Origin of the sequence: Pseudoxanthomonas sp. PXM02, from assembly GCF_014851805.1 — a bacterium.
Lineage (GTDB): Bacteria > Pseudomonadota > Gammaproteobacteria > Xanthomonadales > Xanthomonadaceae > Pseudoxanthomonas_A.
This window is the reverse complement of sequence record NZ_JACVAK010000002.1, coordinates 936,850-958,023: the sequence shown is the minus strand read 5'-3', so window position 1 is coordinate 958,023 and position 21,174 is coordinate 936,850. Positions and strand designations below refer to the sequence as shown.

Below are 21,174 nucleotides of genomic sequence, written 5' to 3'. Positions count from 1 at the left end.
TTCCTTCAGAGCACTTTGATGGGTTTCGCGTAGGCCTTCTCGCCCGCGTCGACCAGCAGGTCCAGGCGGTTTTCCGCTGGCGGCAACGGACAGGTCGCGTAAGGCGTGAAGGCGCACGGCGGGTTGTAGGCGCGATTGAAGTCCAGCACCACCTTCCCCGCCTGGGGTGCGTCGGCATCCAGGAAACGACCGGCCGGATAGCTGCCATGGCCGCTGGTGCGGTCGGCCAGCACGAAGAACAACGGTCCGCCCGCCTGGCCCAACGCTTCCAGTTGGAAGGTCTTGCCATCCCGCTGGAATTCGACCACGCCAGGGTTGGGCGATTCGTTCGCCACGCCGATCACGTCGATGATGGTCAGCGTCTTGCCCGGGGGATGTGGAATGAAACGCCCTTCGATGCGCCAGTCCTCCTGCGTGGGCCAATAGTCCAGCCCGATGAACTGCGTACGCGACTCGGCGTCCGCGTGCTTCACCCGCAGCGCGTGCCGACCACCGCGCTCGATCACCGTCAGCAGGCCCTTGCCTTCGTCGAAGCCGATCGTCGAGGGATGGGCATCGCGGTCGCTTTCCAGTTCCACGCGCCCCTTCAACGGTTCCCCGTTGTACGTCAGTTCGGCGCCGCGTTCGGGCGTCAGGAACACGCGCGCATCCTGCTGCGTGATCATGCCCATCTTCGCCGGGCCGACAGCAAGCTTGATGCCACTGCCCGGGCCGCTGCCGATGAAGTGCGACTTCAGTTCGATCCAGTGCAGGCCGACCAGGCTGGTCCAGCCATCGGGTGCGATCAGTTCGTTCTTGCGTTGCTCGCGCCAGGCCGCGTTGTCGGCCAGGAAACGAGCGTCGGCCACCTTGCCAGTGGAGGCGGCCTTGTCGTCACCTCCACACGCTGCCAGCAGCCCCAACAGCATGGCCATCCCCAGCCATCCCCTGTTCTTCCCCATGTCAACGTCCTCGCAGGAACCAGCGGTCGATCTCGTTCAAGGAAAAGCGCGCCCAGGTCGGGCGGCCGTGGTTGCATTGCCCGGAGCGCTCGGTGGCTTCCATCTCGCGCAGCAGGGCGTTCATTTCGGGCAGGGTCAGCCGCCGGTTTGCGCGCACGGCGCCGTGGCAGGCCATCGTCGCCAGCAGTTCGTCGCGTGCCGCGGCGACGCGCCGGCTCTCGCCGTGCTCGCGCAGGTCGGCCAGCACGTCGCGCAGCAGGGCTTCGGGTTCGGCGTTCGACAACAACGCGGGAATGCTGCGCACGTTCAACGACTGCGGGCCACTGCGGGTGATGTCGAAACCGAGCGTCGCCAGCGTCGCGGCTTCGCGTTCGGCCACGTCCGCCTCGCGTTCGGCCACTGCCAGCGCCATCGGAACCAGCAACGGCTGCGCGCGCAGGCCGATACTGTCGTGCGCGCCCTTGAGCTTCTCGTAGCCGATACGTTCGTGGGCCGCATGCATGTCCACCACGATCAGGCCGTCGGCGTTCTCCGCCAGGATGTAGATGCCGTGCAACTGCGCAATCGCGAACCCCAGCGGCGGAATGCCATCGGTATCGGCGGCCGGCATCGCCTGTGCGGAAGACGGCAACGGCATCGCGCTGGTCTGCAGCGTGCCTGAGGGTGCGGTGGCATACAGCGCGGCGTACGCAGCCGGCGCCTCCGCTACGTTGAGTCCCAGCGGGGACTGCTGCGTGGGCATCCAGGCCGACGGCACGGATGTCGCAGGCCGCACGCTGTAGGGCGACGGCGCGATGTCCTGCGGCAACGCGCCGGCGCGGGTTTCCGCAAGGGCTTCGTGCAGAGTGCGGTAGACGAAGTCGTGGATCAGTCGCGTATCGCGGAACCGTACTTCGTGCTTGGCCGGATGGACGTTGACGTCGACGCGGGTCGGATCCAGCTCGAGGAACAGCACATACGCAGGCTGGCGACCATGGAACAGCACATCCTGGTACGCCATCTTCACCGCGTGCGCGATGTTGCGGTCGCGCACCGAGCGCCCATTGACGTAGACATACTGCTGGTCGGCACTCGCGCGCGAGTAACTCGGCTGCGCAATCCAGCCGTGCAGGCGCAGACCGGCCGCCGCGTGGTCCACGCGCAACGCGCTGCGCGCGAAGTCTTCGCCGAGTGTTTCGCTCAGGCGGGCGAGTGACTCCAGTTCGTCCGCCTTGTAGCGGCGCGACGGACGACCGTTGTGCGACACCCGCAGTTCGATGTCCGGCCGTGCCAGCGCCAGCGAGCGCAGCCATTCCTCGATATGGCCCATCTCGGTGCGCTCGGCACGCAGGAACTTGCGGCGCGCCGGCACGTTGTAGAACAGTTCGCGGACTTCCACCGTGGTGCCAACCGCATGCGGCTTGGGCGCGACGTCGCCGACCTTGCCACCTTCGACCTGCAGCGTGGCGCCGTGCTCGTCCTGCGCACGCCGCGAGGTCAGCGCGAATCGGCTGACCGAGGCGATCGACGGCAGCGCTTCGCCACGGAAACCCAGCGTCGCAACCGCTTCCAGGTCGTCCAGCGATGCGATCTTGCTGGTGGCATGGCGCGACACCGCCAACGGCAGTTCCTCGGGCGCAATGCCACCACCGTCATCGCGGATGCGGATCAGGCGGACGCCGCCCTCTTCCAGATCGATGTCGACGCGCCGCGCGCCGGCGTCCAGGGCGTTTTCGACCAGTTCCTTGACGACAGAAGCCGGGCGTTCGACGACTTCGCCGGCAGCGATCTGGTTGATGAGGGTGTCGGGAAGCTGGCGGATCGGCACGTGCTGGCGGCGCCGTGGCACCGTCTCGGAGAATTCAGCCGTGATGATAGCCGAGCAGGTGCGCCATCAGGGCGCGCCAGCGGCTCCGCCGGCCGCAACGGTGCGTGCGTCGGCCTCGGCCTGCGCACGTGCGGCGAAGAGCGTGCCCGGCGGGGGCTGCCGGGTGAAATAGGACTGGATGCCTTCAAGCACCGCGCCCGCCACCTTGCGCTGGTGGGCAGGATCGAACAGGCGCTTTTCTTCGTCCGCATTGGAGATGAAGCCCGTCTCCACCAGCATCGCCGGCATGTCGGAGTTGCGCAGCACTTCGAAATTGGCGAACTCGATCTGCGGCTTGTGGGTCTTGCCCAGCCCCTTCAGTGAGGTCAGCACGTGGCCGGCGGCATCCTGCGACGCCTTCATGTGGCCGCTCTGGGCGAGATCGAGCAATACGTTGGACAGCGTGTCCTTGCTGAGGCGAACGCCACCGACCAGATCGGAGGCGTTTTCCTTGTCGGCCAGCCAACGGGCATGCTGCGACGACGCGCCACGCAGCGACAGCACGTAGACGGATGAACCCCAGGCACTGCGGTTTTCCGCGGCATCGGCGTGGATCGAGACGAACATGTCGGCCTTCGCCGTGCGCGCCTTGCGGGCGCGCTGCGGGCGCTCGACATACACGTCGGTGTCGCGGACCAGATAGGCCTTCATACCGGGCGTGGCGTTGATCTGGCGCGCCAGTTCCTTGGAGATCGCCAGGACCGCGTGCTTCTCGTAACGACCGCTGGGTCCGATGGCGCCCGGATCCTGGCCGCCGTGGCCGGGATCGATGGCGATGACCAGTGGCCGCGTGCCGGCGGCGACAGCGGCTGGCGGCTTCGGTGCTTCCGCGGCGGGCGCCGTATCTGTTGCCGTGGCGGCGGACGCGCCCGGCATCGGCGTCGGCTGGCCAGTGGCGATGGTGTAGGTCGGACGGTCGGCGGCAGCGGTCTGCGCCGGCACCGTAGCGAGTGTCGCCTGGCCATTGAGGATGGCTTGCGGCGAAGGCGACGTCTGGGTGGGAGCGGCGGCGGCAGGGACCGACCCGGCCTGCACCACCTGCGCCGTCAGCAGTGCGGTAGCGCGTGCCGCATCCGCCTGCGGCGAGGTCGAGGGAGTGGCCGCTGCGGCCGGCGGAGGCGAAGCAGTGGTAGCAGCAGCGGATGCCGCGGGGCCGACGGCACCGTCGCCGGGCCACTCGATCACCAGCCGTGAGGCTGCGCCTTCCTGCTCCATGCGCGGCTTGAGCGCGGCGACCGGCGATGCCAGGTCGAAGACGATACGCAACGTGTTCGGATCAGGCTGGCCGGTACGCACGGCGCGCACGATGCCCACAGCCGTCGGCAAGCGCAGTCCGGCCTTCGCCTTCGAGGCGGGCAGATCGACGACCAGCCGGTCCGGACCTTTCAGGGTGAGGGTCTTGTACTGGCCGGCACCCGCGAGCTGGATTTCCGCCCGGGTACCGGTACTGCCCTGGGCGACGGTGACGCTGGTGACCTCACCGGCCATCACCGTACACGGCGCCAGCGCCATCACGCCTGCAAGGGCGAGGCGCAGCGTGGCGATGGTGGGCTTCCCCAGGTTCATGCCGCGGATTCAAGCACCATCCGCCAACGAATGCAAGGCGTTTTCCCTTAATAATCCGCAACCTGGCAGATGTTCCTAACCGAGCTGGAGAGAAGACGCCTGCAACTGACCCTCCATGGCCAGCCGGGCAAGCCACGCCTCGCCGACGGGGGATACCCCCGTAAGGTCGGCGAAGCGACCCCGCCCATCAACCGCCAGCACCACATGCAGGTCTGCCGGTGGCAGCGCGGCGGCGCCCCGCTCAGGCCATTCCACCAGCCAGAGCACCGCAGCGCCCTCGTCCAGTCCGAGGAACTCCAACTCGCCTGCATTGCCGATGCGGTACAGATCCAGGTGCCAGGCCTCTCCTCCTGCCACCGGATAGCGCTCCACCAACGTGTAGGTGGGACTGCGGATAGCGCCCGCCACGCCCAGCGTTCGCAGCAGCGCACGCGCCAGCGTGGATTTGCCGGCCCCCAGATCGCCCTGCAAGTGCACGACGGCGGAGGCAGGACGCGTGCGTGCAAGCGCCTGGCCCAGCGCACCCGTGGCTTCGTCGTCGGGAAGGAACATGTGCATACCGCGATTCTAAGTGCTTGCGCGGGGCATGCCACGCGGTGCCGACACGCTTACGGATTGGCTAACCGTCGCAGGTGTGCGAACAGGTCCGAAGGCAGCAGGCCACGCTGGCCGTCCCAGGCCGCGGCGTCGCCCGCAAGCGAATGCAGCAGCGCACCTGCGCTGGCGGCATCGAAGGCGGAAAGTCCTTGCGCCCGCAACGCGGCAATGACGCCGGTCAGCACGTCGCCCATGCCGCCGACGGCCATGCCGGGATTCCCGGCATCGAGCACACGCGCCACCTCTCCGGGCGCCGCCACGACGGTGCCTGCCCCCTTCAGAACCACCGCGCAGGCGTAGCGTTGCGCGATCGCCCTCGCTGCGGAGAAACGATCCTGCTGCACGTCGGCCGTCGTGCAATCGAGCAGGCGCGCGGCCTCGCCCGGATGCGGCGTGAGGATCGCGTCCTCGAGCGCCTGCGGCGACATTGCCAGCAAATTAAGCGCGTCGGCATCCAGCACCTTCGGTTTTCCGCTGCGCATCGCACAACGAAATAGTGCACTCCCCCACTCGCCCTGCCCCATGCCGGGACCCAGCGCAACCACGCGTGCGCGCTCCAGCAGCGGTGTCAGTTCGTCCGTCGATTCCACCGCCCGCACCATCGCTTCGGGCCTGCGCGCCAGCAACGCCGGGACGTGGGATGGCCGCGTGGCCACGCTCACCAGCCCGGCGCCAGCGCGCAACGCTGCCTCGGCGCACAGCGCGATCGCGCCGCCACCGCCTTCGTCTCCGCCGATGCAGAGCACGTGCCCGGACTCACCCTTGTGCGTGTTGCGGCGGCGTGGGAGCAGCCATCGTGCCAGCGCGTCGTGATCCAGCAACACGCCGCTCGTCACTGCGCCGTCGAAGGCATCGGCCGGAACATCCAGATATTCCATCGCAAGCACGCCGGTGTACTCCAGCGCATCACCGGTATACAGCCCCGCATGACGCGCGATGAACTGCAGCGTCCGCGTCGCCAGTACCGCGACGCCCGGCGCACAACCGCGGTCCGCGTCCACGCCACTGGGCACATCGAGCGAAAACACCGGCGCGGCCTGTGCATTGATCGCGTCGATCAACGCGCGCACGTCCGTCTCCGGCGCCCTCGACAGTCCGATGCCGAACAGCGCATCCACCACGATGTCCGCCCTGGGCAGCACGTCGCCGAACAGCGTGACCTGTCCTCCGCCCGCGACGTACTCGGTGCAGGCGCGCTGCGCGACAGGATTACCCGGCACGTGCACCGGCAGGTGGACCACCTCGACGTGGCGCCCCGCGCGATGCGCGTGCCGTGCCAGTACGTAGCCATCGCCGCCGTTGCTGCCAGGTCCGCACACCACGACGATGCGGTGCGCCTCGGGCCAATGCAGCAGCACCTGCTGCCAGGCCGACAGGCCAGCGCGCTGCATCAGTACGTAGGGGTCGCCGCCGAGGGCCTGCGTGGCGCGCGCATCCAGTGCGCGAGCGGCATGCGTGGAATACAGGGGCCAGGTGCCTGACATGCGCGGATTCTAGGTCCCGCCCAGGTTGCGGGGAAGTGAATCCGGGGCGTCCTCCTATAATCCCCGCATGTCCGTCCTCGTCCCTGCCGCGCCCCTGCCCGACCCCGCCGCGCTTGCCCGGCGCGTGCGGACACTGGCGCGCGAGTTCGGCTTCCAACGCTGCGGCATCGCCGGCGTCGAGCTGGATGATGACGAACGGCACCTGCGCGAGTGGCTGGCTGAAGGCCTTTACGGTTCGATGGCCTGGATGGCGCAACACGGTGACAAGCGCTCGCGCCCGCAGGAGCTGATCCCCGGCACGCTGCGCGTCATTTCGGTAGGACTCGACTACGGGCGCAACGACAGCGATGACGCCTGGGACACGCTGCACGACGGACAACGCGCGTACGTCGCGCGCTACGCATTGGGCCGCGACTACCACAAGCTGATGCGCAACCGCCTGCAGAAGCTGGCCGAGCGCCTGCAGCAGGAAGTCGGCGCGTTCGGCCATCGCGTGTTCGTGGATTCCGCACCGGTCCTGGAGCGCGCATTGGCACGTAATGCGGGACTGGGCTGGATCGGCAAGCACACCTGCCTGATCGACAAGGACGGCGGTTCCTGGTTCTTCCTCGGCGAGATCTACGTGGACCTGCCGCTGCCGATCGATGCGCCGGCCAGCGCGCACTGCGGCACCTGCACCCGCTGCATCGACGTCTGCCCAACGCAGGCGATCACGGCGCCGTACCGGCTGGATGCGCGCCGCTGCATCTCCTACCTGACCATCGAGCACGAAGGTGCGATCCCGGAAGACCTGCGACCCGCGATTGGCAACCGGATTTTCGGCTGCGACGATTGCCAACTGGTCTGCCCCTGGAACAAGTTCGCCAAGCGCACCGATGAGCCGGATTTCCGCGCGCGCAACGAACTTGATGTCGCCACACTGCCCCAGCTGTTCGCGTGGGACGAAGCAGAGTTCCTGCGGCGTACGGAAGGCTCGGCGATCCGCCGCAGCGGGCATGAGCGCTGGCTGCGCAATATCGCGGTCGCGCTGGGCAATGCGCCGTCGACGCCCGACGTGCTCACCGCACTGGCGAGCCGACGCGAGGATCCCTCACCGCTCGTACGCGAGCACGTTGCCTGGGCATTGGACAGGCACATGTCGTTGTAGGAGCGACGTAAGTCGCGACCGGACGAACCGAAACAATGCAGATCCCGCATCATGCGGATGACAGGAAACATCTCGCGCGAACCGCTGGTGCAGCAGCTCGCGCGATGCCTGACCGATGACGCTTGGCTTTTCCGGTCGCGACTTACGTCGCTCCTACAGGAAAAGCAGGTCGACGCGCGGACCTCAGCCGCGCGCCTTCAGCTCTGCCAGCAGCGCGCGCGTCACCGGATCCTGCGCCTCGCCCTGACCCTTCAACGCCGGCAACAGTCCATTGGCGAGCTGTTTGCCGAGCTCGACGCCGAACTGGTCGAACGCGTTGATGCCCCACAGCACCGACTGCGCGTAGACGCTGTGTTCGTACATCGCGATCAGCCCACCGAGCGACTGCGGGGTTAGCGCGTCGAGCAGGATCATCGTGCTCGGACGACCGCCGGCATAGCTGCGGTGTGGATCGTCGCTGGCCTGGCCATTGGCGAGGGCTTCGCTCTGCGCCAGCAGGTTGGACATCAGCGCGAGGTGATTCTCGGCATAGGGATCGTCGTTGCGCACGGTACCGACGAAGTCCAACGGCACGATCTGTGTGCCCTGGTGCAGCGCCTGGAAGAAGCTGTGCTGCACATCGGTGCCCGCGCCGCCCCACCACACCGGCACCGTGTCGACATCGACCGGGCTGCCATCCAGCTTCACCGACTTGCCCAGGCTTTCCATCACCAGCTGCTGCAGATAGGCCGGCAGCAGCGCCAGACGCTGGTCGTAGGTCATCACGCCATGCGCGGCATGGCCGAGGACGTTGCGGTTCCACACTGCCGTCAACGCATGGCGGACGGCGATGTTGTCCGCCAGTGGCGTACCGATGACATGCGCGTCGAACGCGGACGCGCCTTCCAGCAGCTGCTCGAAACGGTCGAAGCCGATCGCCAGCGCGATTGGCAGGCCAACGGCGGACCACAGCGAATAGCGGCCACCCACCCAGTCCCACATCGGCAGCACGCGCTCGGGCGCGATGGCGAACGCCGCGGCGGCACGCTCGGGATTCGCGCTGACCGCGTACAGCCGTTCGCTGCCGCCCAGCCAGTCACGCAGGATGCCGCCATTGAGCAGCGTCTCCTGGGTGCCGAACGTCTTGGAGATCAGCACCGCCGCCGTGCGCGCCGGATCCAACGGCGCCAGCGTGCGCTGCGCGGCTGCGCCATCGACGTTGGACAGGAAGTGCACACGGAACCGACCCGGCAGCGGACCGCGCAGCGCATCGGCCACCAGCCGCGGCCCGAGGTCCGAGCCACCGATGCCAACGCTGACGATGTCGGTGACGTCGCTCGCTTCCAACTGCGCGATCAACGCCGCCATGCGCTGGCGAACGTCGGCCGCGGTGGCGAAGGCCTCACGGGCAACGACGGCATCGGAGTTCTGCCCGCGCAGCGCGGTGTGGAGCGCCGCGCGGCCTTCGGTGACATTGACCTTCTCGCCATTGAACAGGCAACGGAATGCGCCCGCCAGGTCGACAGCTTCACCCTGCGCCAGCAGGGCCAGCCATGCCGGTGCATCGTAAGACTGGCGTGCGAAGTTGAAGTACAGCGGGCCGCTGCGTAACGTCTGGGCGGCGATGCGATCGGGTTCGCGCGCCAGCAGTGCGCTCAGCGAATCCGTGCGCAGGCGCGCGGCGTGGGATTGCAATGCGTCGAAACCCTGGCTCATGTCAGGCCGCCTGCTTGGGGATGCTGCGGTTGGTGTGCGTGATGCGATTCTGGCCATCGACGTAGACGAGCGTGGGCTGGAACGCATCGGCTTCCTGCTCGCTCATCGAGGCGAAGGCGGCGATGATGATCAGGTCGCCGACCTGCACGTGGCGCGCGGCGCCGCCATTGAGCGACACGACGCCGCTGCCTTCATCGGCGCGGATCGCGTACGTGGAGAAGCGGGCACCGTTGGTGACGTCCCAGATGTGCACCTGTTCGAACTCACGGATGCCCGTGGCATCCAGCAGCAAGCCGTCAATGGCGATCGAGCCTTCGTAGTTCAGCTCGGAATGGGTGACGGTCGCGCGGTGGATCTTGGTCTTGAGCAGGCTGAGGTGCATGTCGGCGGGGTCGTGAGCGGGGACGCGAAGTGTAGCCCCTCATGCCCGCCGCGGTGCGCACGGCCGTACGGCGCCGCGATCAGAATTCCAGGTTGTCGATCAGCCGCGTGCGGCCCAGGCGGGCGGCGATCAGCGCCACCTTGGCCACCTGCTCGCCGTCTTCCGGCGTGGACAGGTCCGGTCGGCGCACGACGGTGTAGTCGACGTCATATCCCGCGGCAGTGAGTTGCTGCGCGGCCGCAGCTTCGACCTGTGCGAGCGGATGCCCGGCCAGGACGCCGTCGCGCATGGCGAGCAGCGTCTTGCGGATCTCCGCGGCGCGCGGCCGCTCGTCCGCCGAGAGGTACTGGTTGCGCGAACTCATTGCCAGGCCGTCGCCTTCTCGCACAATGCTGCCTGCGAGGATCTGTACGGGAAACGCCAGGTCCGTGACCAGTTGGCGGATCACCGCGAGCTGCTGGTAGTCCTTCTTGCCGAAGGCGGCGACGTCGGGCTGCACCTGGTTGAACAGGCGGCTGACCACCGTGCAGACACCATCGAAATGCCCGGGACGATGGGCCCCCTCAAGCACGCCGCTGACGCCGGGGACGTGCACGTTTGCGGCCAGTTCGACACCGAACGGGTACATGGACTCCACGGTGGGCAACCACAGGACATCGCAGCCCGCACCTTCGAGACCGCTCATGTCCGCTTCCGGAGTACGCGGGTAACGGGTGAAGTCTTCGTTGGGACCGAACTGGGTCGGATTGACGAACACACTGGACACCACGCGGTCCGCGTACTGCCGCGCCAGCATCACCAGCGAGTAATGACCGGCATGCAGGTTGCCCATCGTAGGCACAAACCCGACACGCAGACCCTGCTGCTTCCACTCCCTGACGCGCGCGCGCAGCGCCTCCAGTTCGGTGATGGTCTCGATCATCGTGGCCCCTGTGGCGTGTCGTTGCGCGCGGCGCGGTCAGTAGGAATGGGCGCTGTCGGGGAATGCCCCGCTGCGCACCGCGTCGGCGTAAGCGCGCACCGCGCCCGCCACGGAGCCGCCGTCGGCAAGGAAATCCTTGACGAACTTCGGCCGCCGGTGGCCCGTATCGAGGCCAAGGAAATCATGCAGCACCAGCACCTGTCCGTCGCAGCCGGGGCCAGCGCCGATGCCGATGGTGGGAATGGCGAGGTCGGCGGTGATCGTGGCCGCCAGCGACGACGGCACGCACTCCAGCACCAGCAGCTGCGCGCCCGCTGCTGCCACGGCGCGCGCATCCTCGCGCAGGCGTGCGGCGGCCGCTTCGTCGCGGCCCTGCACGCGGTAACCGCCGAACTTCAGCACGGACTGCGGCGTCAGGCCGAGGTGCGCGCACACCGGAATGTCGCGTTCGACCAGGAAGCGGATGACATCGAGCTTGTGTCCAGCCCCCTCCAGCTTGACCATCTCGGCACCGGCCTGCAGCAGCGCGATCGCCGCGTCCAGCGCACGCTCGGGCGTGGCATCGGACTGGAACGGCAGGTCGGACACCAGCAGCGCACGGTCAAGGCCGCGGGACACCACGCGCGTGTGGTAGACGATGTCGTCCACCGTCACCGGCAGCGTGGAGTCATGCCCTTGCACCACCATGCCCAACGAGTCGCCGATCAACACCAGATCCACGCCATTGGCGTCCAGCACGCGGGCGAAACTGTTGTCGTACGCCGTCAGCATCACCAGCTTGCGACCGTCGCGCTTGGCGTCGGCGAGGGCGGGAACGGTCCAGGGTTTGCTGTCGGCATGCGTGCTCATAGCGCCGTATTATCCACTCATAACGGATGGATGTTGGACATTTCCAGCGCAGACACAGCGTCCTGCGCAGCGCCGTAACCCGGGATTCGGGCCGCCGGCAGCACGTCGAGCAGCGGAACCAGTGCAAAAGCGCGTTCATGGAGGTGCGGATGCGGCACGCGCAGGCCGGGCTCGTCGATCACCGCGTCCCCGTACAGCAACAGGTCCAGATCCAGCGTGCGCGGCCCCCAGCGCTCGCCCTCCACGCGATGCCGGCCGAACTCGGCTTCCACCGTCAGCAACAGGTCCAGCAGCGCGCGGGGCGCCAGCGACGTGTCCAGCAACGCGACGGCATTGATGAAGTCGGGCTGGTCTTCCCTGCCCCAGGCCGGCGTCCGGTAGAAGCGCGACACGGCACGAACGGCGGTGTGTTCGCGGCGCTCAAGCGCATCGAGCGCTTTACGCAGCGTGTCGGCGGCATCGCCCAGATTGGCTCCCAGGCCAACGCAGGCCTGGACGACCGGCGTCATTCCGACGACGGACCGCCCGTACGGCGGCGACGGCGACGGCGGCGCTTCGAAGGAGGCGCGTCCTCGTCGCTGAAGGCATCCGCCGGTGCGACGCCGAGCGTGGCTGCCAGTTCTTCACCGGACTGGGTCTGCGCCTCGCGCCAGAACGCGACGTCCTCCGCATGCTCGGGCGATGCCGCGAGCCGCAGGACCAGGAAATCGAAGGCAGCACGGAAGCGCGGATGGGTCAGCAGGCGCGTCACCCGCTTGCGCTGGCGGTTGCCGAAGCGCGTCTGCAGCAACCAGATCTCCTGCATCGGCAGCGAGAAACGGCGCGGCAGCGCGACCGTGTTCAACTGGTGCAGCGTGACGCGGTCGGCGGCACGACGCTGCGCTTCTTCGGCATGCACGCCCTGCGCCTGCAAGCCCATCAGTGCACGGCAATACGCCGGCCACAGCAGCAGGGCGAACAGGAACGCCGGCGAGACCGGCTCGTCATTGGCGACGCGCTGATCGGTGCCCGTCAGACCCGCCAGCACCATCCGGCGCAACGCGCCGCTACGGTTGGACGCGAGGGCGGCCGCGCTTTCGGGGAACAGCACCTTCAACAGGCCGAAACGCTCCAGCCCTTCGAAGCTGGCGACGCTATGGCCGGAGAGGAACAGCTTCAGGATCTCTTCGAACAGGCGGGCCGGTGCGGCTTCGGCCAGCAGCGGCGCCAGTGGCGCGATCGGCGCGGCGGTATCCGCTTCGATCTCGAAACCCAGCTTGGCCGCCAGGCGCACGGCGCGCAGCATGCGCACGGGGTCTTCGCGGTAGCGCTGTTCGGGATCGCCGATCAGCTTCAGGCGCCGCGCCATGACGTCCTCGAAGCCGCCGACGTAATCGCGGACCGAGAAATCATCGATCGCGTAATACAGCGCGTTGGCGGTGAAGTCGCGACGTACTGCGTCGTCCTCCACGGTGCCGTAGACGTTGTCGCGGACCAGCCGGCCGTTGTCCATTTCGCGGTCGCCGCTGCCGTCGTCGCTGTTGGCGCGGAACGTGGCGACTTCGATGATCTCGCGGCCGAACACCACATGCGCCAGCCGGAAGCGGCGACCGATCAGCCGGCAATTGCGGAACTGCTGGCGGACCTGTTCCGGGGTGGCGTCGGTGGCGACGTCGAAATCCTTGGGATGGCCACCGACCAGCAGGTCGCGCACCGCGCCACCGACCAGATAGGCCTGGAAGCCGGCATCCCGCAGGCGGTAGAGCACGCGCAGCGCGTTCGGGCTGATGTCCTTGCGCGAAATGGTGTGCTGGTCGCGCGGGATGGTTCGCAGAGCGGTGACGGGCGTAATAGCGGCAGTTCCATGCAGGAGGGTCACGCGGCCGGCGGGGTGGATTGCCCTCTGCCTGACCGCCGCCTATACTAATCCGCTACGCCGGTTTCACCAAAAACGCTCCCTTCGTCTAGTGGTTAGGACGTGGCCCTCTCAAGGCTAAAACAGGGGTTCGAGTCCCCTAGGGAGCGCCATCCGGTCGAGATTGCGGGTTGAGATCCGCAATTCGGTGGAACGACCAAGACCCCGCTCCGGCGGGGTTTTGCGTTTGCTGGCCTGGCCGGAAATGCATTAAAACCGCTTTAATCGCTTCCCCCTAGCATGGTGGTCCCGCCACCCCGAGGGTCGCCCGTGTCGCGCCTGCTCCTGGTTGAAGACGATCGCATGCTCGGTGACGCGCTGGCTGCCGCGCTGGCGCAGGATGGCTGGTCGATCGACCGCGCCGAGGACGTTGCGTCCGCGCGCCTGGCCCTGGTCGACCACGGCTACACCGCCATCCTGCTCGACCTGGGCCTGCCGCGCGGCTCCGGACTGGACGTGTTGGCCGCGCTGCGCCAGCGCTACGACACCACGCCGGTGCTGATCATCACCGCCCGCGACCAGCTGAGCGACCGCGTGCGCGGCCTGGATGCCGGCGCCGACGACTACATCGTCAAACCGTTCGAAGCCGGCGAACTGGGCGCACGCCTGCGCGCTGTGGTCCGCCGCACGCAGGGACGCGTGGCACCCGTACTTCGCCACGGCGACATCGTGCTGGACCCCGCCGATCGCTCGGTACGCCTAGGTGATCGCCCCGTTCGCCTGGGCGTACACGAGTACCGCACCCTGCTCGCCCTGATGGAACGTCCCGGCCGCGTGATCGCACGCGACACCCTGGAATCGCTGGTCTATGGCGGCGACGGCGCGATCGAGAGCAACACCATCGCGGTCTATATCCACCAGTTGCGCAAAAAGCTTGGAGACGGCGTGATCACCACCGTGCACGGTTTCGGCTACCGCTTGGGAGAAGGCGAATGAGCCACTCGCTGAAATCGAAGCTGTTGATCGCGGTGATGACACCACTCGCCCTCGGCTGGACCTGCTGGCTGGGTGGCCAGCACTTCCAGATGACGCGACAGCAGAAAGGCCATGACGACCTGTTCCTGCAGGAGGTCAGCGAACAGATCCTGCTGTCGATGCCCGGCACTCTCGATGCGCTGGACGAAGGCCCGCGCCTGCGCCTGCCGACGCAGCCCAGCCGGGCGGGCAAGAAATTCGAGACCCTGCGCTACCAGGTGTGGATCCTCGGTCGCCGCACGCCCGTGGTGGCGTCGAATGGCGCTCCCATGCAGCCGTTGCGCGCGGACTTCAAACCGGGCTTCGTGGTCAGCGAGGTCGCCGGCGAACCTTGGCGCGTCTACGCGGTCACCGATGCGACCGGCCGCATCCAGGTGCAGGCCGGCATGTCGCAGTCCGCGATGAAGGCCGAACTCGCGCACTGGGTGAAGATCAGTCTGTGGAGCGGCGTCGGCATCCTGCTGGTGCTGGGAGCCTCGGTCGGATTCGCGATCCACTGGAGCCTGCGGCCGATGAATCGCCTGCGCCAGGATATGGCGCTTCGCGATCCCCACGATCTTGCGCCGTTGCCGGCGTCCGGCCTGCCGCGTGAAATCCGGCCGCTGGTGGATTCGTTCAACCTGCTGCTTGGACGTCTGTCCGAGGCGATGCGCGGCGAGCGCCAGTTCCTCGCCGATGCCGCGCACGAGTTGCGCACACCCTTGGCTGCCCTGCTCACCCAGACCCAGGTGGCCATGCGTGCGGGCAGCCAGGCGGATGCGCAGGCCGCGCTGACACAGCTGGCGCAAGGCATCCAGCGTACGTCGCGTCTGGCGCAGCAGTTATTGGATTCCGCGCGGGTCGATGCGTCCCCGCTGCGCGAGGACCGACCGGTCGTCGCGCTGCCGGATGTGGTGACGATGGTGGCGCGCGAATTCGAATCGATGGCGACCCGCCGGCAGCAGGTGCTCGCGATCCATGCCGAGCCGGCGAGCGTCCGCGGCGATCTGGACGACCTCGGGATTCTCGTCCGCAACCTGCTGGACAACGCGGTCCGCTACAGCGGTGAGCAGGCGCGCATCGAGATCGCCTGCGGTGGCGACGAACAGACCGCGTGGCTGGTCGTGCGCGACAGCGGCCCCGGCGTGCCCGTGGAAGAGCGCGAACGTATCTTCGAACGTTTCTTCCGGGGCAGCCAGGGCAATGGCGAGCGTGGCAGCGGTATCGGCCTGTCGCTGGTCGACCGCATCGCCCGCGCACACGACGCACGCATCACGGTGGAAGAAGGCATCGCCGGACGCGGCTTCGGTTGCCGCGTCGAGTTCGTCGCGGCGCCTGACGTTTGATCCCGAACGCGGCGATTATTCGCCGCGCCACCAGGGCTGTGTGCCGTCGGGCCGGGTGATCGCCAGCGGCGTGCCGATCACCGGCGTGGCGATATCGACGCCCGCCTGTTGCGACAACGTGTAAAGCGTTTCCATCGGCTCGCTCCAGCCATGGAATGCCAGGTCGAAGGTGCTGTTGTGGATCGGCACCATCCACTTGCCACCCAGGTCGCGGTGCGCCTGCAGCGTCTGCGACGGCAGCATGTGCACGTCCTGCCAGCGACGGTCGTAGGCACCGCATTCGAGCAGGGTCAGATCGAACGGCCCCAGGCGCTCGCCAATGGTGCGGAAACCATCGAAGTAACCGGTGTCGCCACTGAAGAACACCTTCAGGTCGTCGGTCCGGATCACCCACGACGCCCACAGCGTGGCGTTGCGATCGAACAGACCACGGCCCGAGAAGTGCTGTGACGGTGTCGCGGTGAAATGGACGCCTTGCACCTGTACGTCCTCCCACCAGTCGAGCTGGCGCACCTTGTCGCGCGGCACGCCCCAGCGGATGAGCCGATCGCCCACGCCTAGCGGGGTCAGGAAGATCTCCGTCTTCTCGGCCAGCGCGCGCACCGTGTCGCGATCCAGATGGTCGTAGTGGTCGTGCGACAGCACCACCGCGGACAGCACCGGCAGGTCGTCGATGGCGATGGGCGGCGTATGGAAACGCTTTGGCCCGGCCCACTGCACCGGCGAGGCGCGCTCGGAGAACACCGGATCGGTGAGCCAGTAGCGGCCTTCCAGTTTCAACAGCACGGTGGAGTGGCCGAGGCGGTACAACGTGCCGTCCGGCGCCTCGTCGAGCTGTGCGCGCGTCAATGCCTGCACGGGAATGGCGGTACTCGGGACGGTACCCGCCGGCTTGCCGCCGACCAGGAAGTCCCACCAGAGTTTGCTGGTCTCGCGCCAGCCCAACGGACGCGGCTTGCGTTCGTTCTGGAAGCCGTCTTCGCCGAACTGCGGCGACTGCGGGTACGACAGCGTGCTGCAACCGGAGGTGCCGGCGTAGGCGACGGCGCCCGCCGATACGCATGCGGCGGCCGCAAGACGCTTCAGCCGCTTCCTCCGTGGCGAGGGTGCTTTCGGCATCTCAGTCATCCTGGTCGCTCCGCAGCGTGGGGAACACGTACTGGATCATCGTCGCCGCACCGGTCTGGCCCGGCATCGCCATCAGCGCACCGCTCTGCCCCACCGGCACCTGCCAGCGCAGGTCCACGCAGCCCAGGTCCGACGCCATGCGGCGCGCTTCGGCGAACAGGCGCGCGGCGATGTCGGAAGGCCGCGCACTGGCTGGCACGAACAGCGTCTCGAGATTGAAGTAGTACGCACGCTCGATCATCGAGAACCCCACCGTGGCGAACGCATAACCGGCCGGTTCGCCACGACGCTCGGCGATCCACGCCCAAGCACGCAGCGGAGGCTCGAACAGCGCCTCCATCAACTCCAGCACGCCGGTGCCCGGGCGCGTGCCCGATGTTTCCGGCAGCTCCGCCATCTGCCGATCGCACAACTGCATCAGCGCAGCGGCGTGCGCTCGGGTAACGCGGCGGACATCGACCTCGTCACGGACCAACATCTCCGCCCAGGCCGGATCATCCGCTGCGGGCAGATATGCCCCGGGCAACGGCAGGGTCACCTTCTCGGCGCGCAAGAGTCGTGCAGTCATGGGCAACTCCAGGAAGAGGAAAAGAGGGCAAGCGCGTCAGAAGCCGCGGGAGATACCGACGAACAGGGAGGTGCTGTTGTCCTTGTCGACGTCGACAAGGGGACTGTCCTTCAGTGCATCCGGCAACGCCCGGTACTCGAGGTTGCCCAGCAGCGCCCAACGCTTGGCGAAGGGGTGGATCAGGCTCAGGCCTACGCGCGGCACCGTGGCGGCGCCGGGTCGGTAGGCTGCCACGCCCCGCGCGACTTCTTCGTCGAGGATGCCGTAGTAGTAGTCCGCCATGTCGACGGACAGGCGCACCGCCCCCACGGAGGGCACCAGCGTCGTACGGCCCAGCGTCAGCGGATAGCTGTAGTCCAGTGAAGCGGCGTAGCCCTCGCTGGCGCCACTGACATCGAAACGCACGTCGAGATCGAGTTTGCCGGCACTACCCTTCCAGCTGGCGCCGACGCCAAGATCGACGCTGTCGTCGCGATCGGACAAGAGGCTGCGGTCCACGCCACGCCGTGCCAGGGCCGCCGCGCCGAAGTCATCGGCATCCATGCCATCCAGGCGACCGGCAACGAACGTACGCAGCTCGAAGCGTTCATCCTTGTAGGCGCGGTACCCGAGCGCGGCGCCGCGCAGGTAGAAGCGGTCGCCGTCGTAGGCGATGTTGGGATACAGGCGCGTGCGCGTGCCCTCCCCTGCGTATTCACTGTCGCGATGCACGACCGCGAGACCGGCGCTCCAGCGGCTCGGCAACTGGTCCTGCGCTTTCGCGTCGGTGCGCTCGACGACCTGGGCGGCAACGGAGAACGGCAACAGCAACAACAGGGGCGTACAGGCACGCAGCGCTAGCATGGAGACCTCGGCATGGGGGTGGGGGATGTCCGACCCCGTCATGCTCGCGCCTGCTCTTTAAGAACTCCTTAAGCACGGCGACGGTCGGCGCGGCTCGCGTCGACCGCCCTTTGCCAGCCAGCAGGACTACTGCATCCGCGGCAGGTCGAACACCAGCACTTCCGCGCCGATGCCGCGCTCGATGCTGACCAGCGGCTCGGCGTCGTACAGCAGCGCATCGCCCGCCTTGAGCGGCTTGCCGTTGACGGTGGCTTCGCCACGCGCGACGTGCACGTAGCCGAGCCGGCCTTCGGCCAAGCCCAGCTCCGCCTTCTCGCTGCCGTCGAACAGGCCCACGTACATGCGCGCATCCTGGTGGATGCTGACCGAACCGTCGGCACCGTCCGGGCTTACCACCAGGCGCAGGCGACCCTGCTTCTCCGTCGCGGGGAAGGTCTTTTCTTCATACGACGGCTTCACGCCCTGGCGATCGGGGATGATCCAGATCTGCAGGAAATGCGTGGTGCCGGATTCGCTGTAGTTGAACTCGGAGTGCTGTACGCCGGTGCCGGCGCTCATGCGCTGCACGTCGCCCGGCACGATGCTCGAGCTGTTGCCCATCGAATCCTTGTGCCCCAGCGCACCTTCCAGCACGTAGCTGATGATCTCCATGTCGCGATGGCCGTGCTCGCCGAACCCGCGGCCAGCCGCCACGCGATCCTCATTGATCACGCGCAGGGGACCCCAGTGGACGTGCTTGTCGTCGAAGTAATTGGCGAAGGAGAAGCTGTGCCAGGAGTCGAGCCAGCCATGGTTGGCGTGGCCGCGGGCCTGGGCAGGACGAAGGGTGATCATGGCGAAGCTCCTGGCTGTGGTGAGGCGCGCAGCATGATCCCGTACAAAAATAGAATAAAGCAGGCATCGACTAACTGATTGTTCTATTTACGACAGTAGATCGGGCGCCTCACTCCCTTGCGACATGCGCCTGGAACGATGCGCCGCCCGGCACACGGCCGCCCCACCCTTGAGGACTCGCCGCCCCGTTCCGTCATCGCGCACGCGAGGTGATCACCCGCCACCGCCAACGGACAAGAAAGATTCCCAACTCGACTGACGCGGTGATTTAAACTTGCGCGGTTCTTTCCGCTGCACACAGAGCCTCATGCCCTTCGTCGTTACCGAAAACTGCATCAAGTGCAAGTACACCGACTGCGTGGAAGTCTGTCCCGTGGACTGTTTCCACGAAGGCCCGAACTTCCTGGTGATCGATCCGGACGAATGCATCGACTGCACCCTGTGCGAACCGGAGTGCCCCATCAACGCCATCTACCCCGAGGACGACGTACCCGCCGGACAGGAAGGCTATGTGGCGCTCAACGCGGAACTGTCGCGCGCCTGGCCGGTGATCACCACGCGCAAGGACCCGCTGCCGGACGCTAAGGAATGGGAAGGCAAACCGGACAAGCTGCCGCTGCTGGAGCGTTGACCTCAACGGCCACCGCTGTCCACCCATGAAAAAGGGCGCCGCAAGGCGCCCTTTTTCTTTACCCGGGTGTGGCGGATCAGCCGCCCAGCTTGGCCTTCAGCGCGGCCAGCAACTTCACGGCGGCCGGCGACGTGGCCGGCAGGCCGCGCGGATCGACGGCCGCCACATAGGCGCCCGCCTCGACGGCCGACACGCGCACCAGGAAGCTCGTGCCTTCGTAGCTCACGTCATAGGTGCCCAGCAGCTGCGCACGGCTGGCGACGGTCACGCCGTCGACACCCGCGAGCGCCTCGCCGACGCGCGTGAACGCTTCATCGCGCGAACCCGCGACGTTGAAACCACCCGCCGCCGGCGCGGCCGTCGGACCCACCTGACCGGCCGAGGGAACCTGCATGGCGCCGCTGGTGTTGGGCAGGTTGAGGTCCGGCGGGACTTCCAGCGGGCGCGCTTCCGGCGCCAGCGCGTAGTCGCCCTTCGCGCCCTTCTTGAACCACGAGCAGCCGGCGACGGACACGACCAGCAGCACGAGGGCAAGCGGACGCACGAGGGAAGACGAAAGACGCATGAGGTTCTCCTGGGTTCAGGCCGCGAGGCTGTCGCGGCTGGATTGTGCTTCCAGCGCCTGCGCCACGGTGGCGAGGCGGTCGGCGGTGTCGGTATGGGCGTCGGACAGCGAGAGCAGCGGCAGGCGCAGGCCGTGGCCGAACCCTGCGCGCTGCAGCAGCGCCTTCACCGGAATGGGATTGGATTCCACGCCGAGGAAGCCGTAGATCTCCTGCAGTTGCGCATCCAGCGCAGCAGCAGCGACGGCATCACCGGATCGGGACAGGTCGCACAGGCGGCGGAACGTACGCGGCAACGCATTCGAACCAACCGAAATGAGCCCATCCGCGCCAGCCAGCATCGCGCGCGAGGCGGTCGGATCGTCGCCGCTGAGGATGGCGAAGCTGTCCGTGCGCAGCGCGAGCAGCGCAGCCATTCGCTCGGGCTCGGCACGCGCTTCCTTGATGCCGACGATATTCGGATGGTCGACCAGCTCTGCCACCGTCTCCGGCAGCAGATCGCAGCCGGTGCGGCCGGGCACGTTGTACAGCACGACCGGCAACCCGCCTTGATCCGCGACGGCGCGGTAGTGCGCTACCAGGCCGGCCTGCGTCGGACGCACGTAAGGCGGCGTGACCACCAGCGCGAGCTGCGCACCACCGGCCGCGGCGCGGCGCGTGGCGGCGATGGTCTTGGCGGTGTTCATCTGGCCGGTGCCGGCCAGCACGGGAACGCGTCCGCGTACCTCCTCCACGGCGATCCGCAGCACAGTGTCGTACTCGTCGTCGGACAGCGCCGCCGCTTCACCGGTGGAGCCCGCCACCACCACGCCCTGGGTGCCGCCGTCGAGCTGCTGTTTGAGCAGCGCGCGCCAGGCTTCCAGATCGAGTTCGCCCGACGCCAGGAACGGCGTGGCCAGTGCGGTGATGCTGCCGGAAAGGTGCAAGGTGGAGGCTCTCGGTGGGGATCCGGCGGCCGGGAGCGCCCGTAAGCGCAGTTATCCC

At 67.6% G+C, this 21,174-nt stretch carries 21 protein-coding genes and 1 tRNA gene; 5 read left to right on the top strand and 17 right to left on the bottom strand.

Translation table 11 applies throughout. The annotated features are described in order from the left end of the window. Positions 1 to 5: 5 nt before the first annotated feature. The 5 genes from IB225_RS13160 to IB225_RS13140 all read right to left on the bottom strand — a co-directional run bounded on the left by IB225_RS13160 (position 6) and on the right by IB225_RS13140 (position 6,434). Positions 6 to 941 carry a DUF1684 domain-containing protein gene (locus IB225_RS13160; RefSeq protein WP_192311661.1) on the bottom strand — a complete coding sequence of 312 codons (936 nt, stop codon included), beginning with the start codon at positions 939 to 941 and terminating at the stop codon, positions 6 to 8. A gap of 1 nt (position 942) precedes the next feature. Continuing rightward, a complete protein-coding gene (gene mutL / locus IB225_RS13155; RefSeq protein ID WP_192311903.1) occupies positions 943 to 2,748 on the bottom strand; it encodes a DNA mismatch repair endonuclease MutL in 1,806 nt (601 codons plus the stop codon). Between the two features lie 66 nt (positions 2,749 to 2,814). Continuing rightward, positions 2,815 to 4,299 (bottom strand): N-acetylmuramoyl-L-alanine amidase, encoded by a 1,485-nt coding sequence (locus IB225_RS13150; RefSeq protein WP_192311902.1) that lies wholly within the window; start codon positions 4,297 to 4,299, stop codon positions 2,815 to 2,817. A gap of 129 nt (positions 4,300 to 4,428) precedes the next feature. After that, the gene (gene tsaE / locus IB225_RS13145) at positions 4,429 to 4,911 is read right to left on the bottom strand and encodes a tRNA (adenosine(37)-N6)-threonylcarbamoyltransferase complex ATPase subunit type 1 TsaE (protein ID WP_192311660.1); all 483 of its coding nucleotides are present in this window, start codon (positions 4,909 to 4,911) and stop codon (positions 4,429 to 4,431) included. A gap of 50 nt (positions 4,912 to 4,961) precedes the next feature. After that, complete coding sequence (locus IB225_RS13140; protein WP_192311659.1) at positions 4,962 to 6,434, bottom strand: NAD(P)H-hydrate dehydratase; 1,473 nt, start codon at positions 6,432 to 6,434, stop codon at positions 4,962 to 4,964. 67 nt (positions 6,435 to 6,501) lie between these two features. On the opposite strand from IB225_RS13140, the gene queG reads away from it, so the two are divergent. Continuing rightward, complete coding sequence (queG, locus tag IB225_RS13135; RefSeq protein WP_192311658.1) at positions 6,502 to 7,581, top strand: tRNA epoxyqueuosine(34) reductase QueG; 1,080 nt, start codon at positions 6,502 to 6,504, stop codon at positions 7,579 to 7,581. A gap of 183 nt (positions 7,582 to 7,764) precedes the next feature. On the opposite strand, the gene pgi is transcribed toward queG, so the two are convergent. From pgi to pcnB, 6 genes are all read right to left on the bottom strand, one after another. Beyond that, a complete protein-coding gene (gene pgi / locus IB225_RS13130) occupies positions 7,765 to 9,276 on the bottom strand; it encodes a glucose-6-phosphate isomerase (RefSeq protein WP_192311657.1) in 1,512 nt (503 codons plus the stop codon). Position 9,277: 1 nt separating this feature from the next. Next, positions 9,278 to 9,658 (bottom strand): aspartate 1-decarboxylase, encoded by a 381-nt coding sequence (gene panD, locus IB225_RS13125; RefSeq protein ID WP_192311656.1) that lies wholly within the window; start codon positions 9,656 to 9,658, stop codon positions 9,278 to 9,280. A gap of 79 nt (positions 9,659 to 9,737) precedes the next feature. After that, a complete protein-coding gene (gene panC / locus IB225_RS13120) occupies positions 9,738 to 10,580 on the bottom strand; it encodes a pantoate--beta-alanine ligase (protein ID WP_192311655.1) in 843 nt (280 codons plus the stop codon). Positions 10,581 to 10,616: 36 nt separating this feature from the next. Next, positions 10,617 to 11,429: a 3-methyl-2-oxobutanoate hydroxymethyltransferase gene (gene panB, locus IB225_RS13115; protein ID WP_192311654.1), complete on the bottom strand. Its 813-nt coding sequence runs from the start codon at positions 11,427 to 11,429 to the stop codon at positions 10,617 to 10,619. Between the two features lie 17 nt (positions 11,430 to 11,446). Then, complete coding sequence (folK, locus tag IB225_RS13110; RefSeq protein ID WP_192311653.1) at positions 11,447 to 11,938, bottom strand: 2-amino-4-hydroxy-6-hydroxymethyldihydropteridine diphosphokinase; 492 nt, start codon at positions 11,936 to 11,938, stop codon at positions 11,447 to 11,449. Beyond that, positions 11,935 to 13,287: a polynucleotide adenylyltransferase PcnB gene (gene pcnB / locus IB225_RS13105; protein WP_192311652.1), complete on the bottom strand. Its 1,353-nt coding sequence runs from the start codon at positions 13,285 to 13,287 to the stop codon at positions 11,935 to 11,937. Before pcnB ends, folK begins: the two co-directional genes overlap by 4 nt. Positions 13,288 to 13,361: 74 nt before the next feature. Between pcnB and IB225_RS13100 the strand changes: the two genes are divergently transcribed. The 3 genes from IB225_RS13100 (at position 13,362) to IB225_RS13090 (ending at position 15,623) form a co-directional block, all read left to right on the top strand. Next, positions 13,362 to 13,436: transfer RNA gene (locus IB225_RS13100), tRNA-Glu, on the top strand. A gap of 157 nt (positions 13,437 to 13,593) precedes the next feature. Beyond that, the gene (locus tag IB225_RS13095; RefSeq protein ID WP_345776616.1) at positions 13,594 to 14,259 is read left to right on the top strand and encodes a response regulator transcription factor; all 666 of its coding nucleotides are present in this window, start codon (positions 13,594 to 13,596) and stop codon (positions 14,257 to 14,259) included. Beyond that, positions 14,256 to 15,623 carry an ATP-binding protein gene (locus IB225_RS13090; RefSeq protein ID WP_192311650.1) on the top strand — a complete coding sequence of 456 codons (1,368 nt, stop codon included), beginning with the start codon at positions 14,256 to 14,258 and terminating at the stop codon, positions 15,621 to 15,623. Before IB225_RS13095 ends, IB225_RS13090 begins: the two co-directional genes overlap by 4 nt. A gap of 15 nt (positions 15,624 to 15,638) precedes the next feature. Here the strand turns inward: IB225_RS13090 and IB225_RS13085 are convergent, their stop codons facing one another. The 4 genes from IB225_RS13085 to IB225_RS13070 form a co-directional block, all read right to left on the bottom strand. Next, the gene (locus IB225_RS13085) at positions 15,639 to 16,742 is read right to left on the bottom strand and encodes an MBL fold metallo-hydrolase (RefSeq protein WP_192311649.1); all 1,104 of its coding nucleotides are present in this window, start codon (positions 16,740 to 16,742) and stop codon (positions 15,639 to 15,641) included. 1 nt (position 16,743) lies between these two features. After that, complete coding sequence (locus IB225_RS13080) at positions 16,744 to 17,319, bottom strand: GNAT family N-acetyltransferase (RefSeq protein WP_192311648.1); 576 nt, start codon at positions 17,317 to 17,319, stop codon at positions 16,744 to 16,746. 36 nt (positions 17,320 to 17,355) lie between these two features. Further along, positions 17,356 to 18,162 carry a MipA/OmpV family protein gene (locus IB225_RS13075; RefSeq protein ID WP_192311647.1) on the bottom strand — a complete coding sequence of 269 codons (807 nt, stop codon included), beginning with the start codon at positions 18,160 to 18,162 and terminating at the stop codon, positions 17,356 to 17,358. A gap of 126 nt (positions 18,163 to 18,288) precedes the next feature. Next, entirely contained in the window at positions 18,289 to 18,996 is a 708-nt protein-coding gene (locus IB225_RS13070) for a pirin family protein (protein WP_192311646.1), read from the bottom strand. Between the two features lie 307 nt (positions 18,997 to 19,303). Here IB225_RS13070 and fdxA point away from each other — a divergent pair, with 307 nt between their 5' ends. After that, positions 19,304 to 19,627 carry a ferredoxin FdxA gene (gene fdxA / locus IB225_RS13065; RefSeq protein ID WP_056881145.1) on the top strand — a complete coding sequence of 108 codons (324 nt, stop codon included), beginning with the start codon at positions 19,304 to 19,306 and terminating at the stop codon, positions 19,625 to 19,627. Between the two features lie 76 nt (positions 19,628 to 19,703). Here fdxA and IB225_RS13060 read toward each other — a convergent pair whose 3' ends face one another. Together IB225_RS13060 and dapA are read right to left on the bottom strand one after the other, a co-directional pair. After that, positions 19,704 to 20,192 carry a hypothetical protein gene (locus IB225_RS13060; protein ID WP_192311645.1) on the bottom strand — a complete coding sequence of 163 codons (489 nt, stop codon included), beginning with the start codon at positions 20,190 to 20,192 and terminating at the stop codon, positions 19,704 to 19,706. A 15-nt stretch (positions 20,193 to 20,207) separates the two neighbouring features. Next, on the bottom strand, positions 20,208 to 21,116 hold the full coding sequence (gene dapA, locus IB225_RS13055) for a 4-hydroxy-tetrahydrodipicolinate synthase (RefSeq protein ID WP_192311644.1): 909 nt from the start codon (positions 21,114 to 21,116) through the stop codon (positions 20,208 to 20,210). Positions 21,117 to 21,174 lie beyond the last annotated feature (58 nt).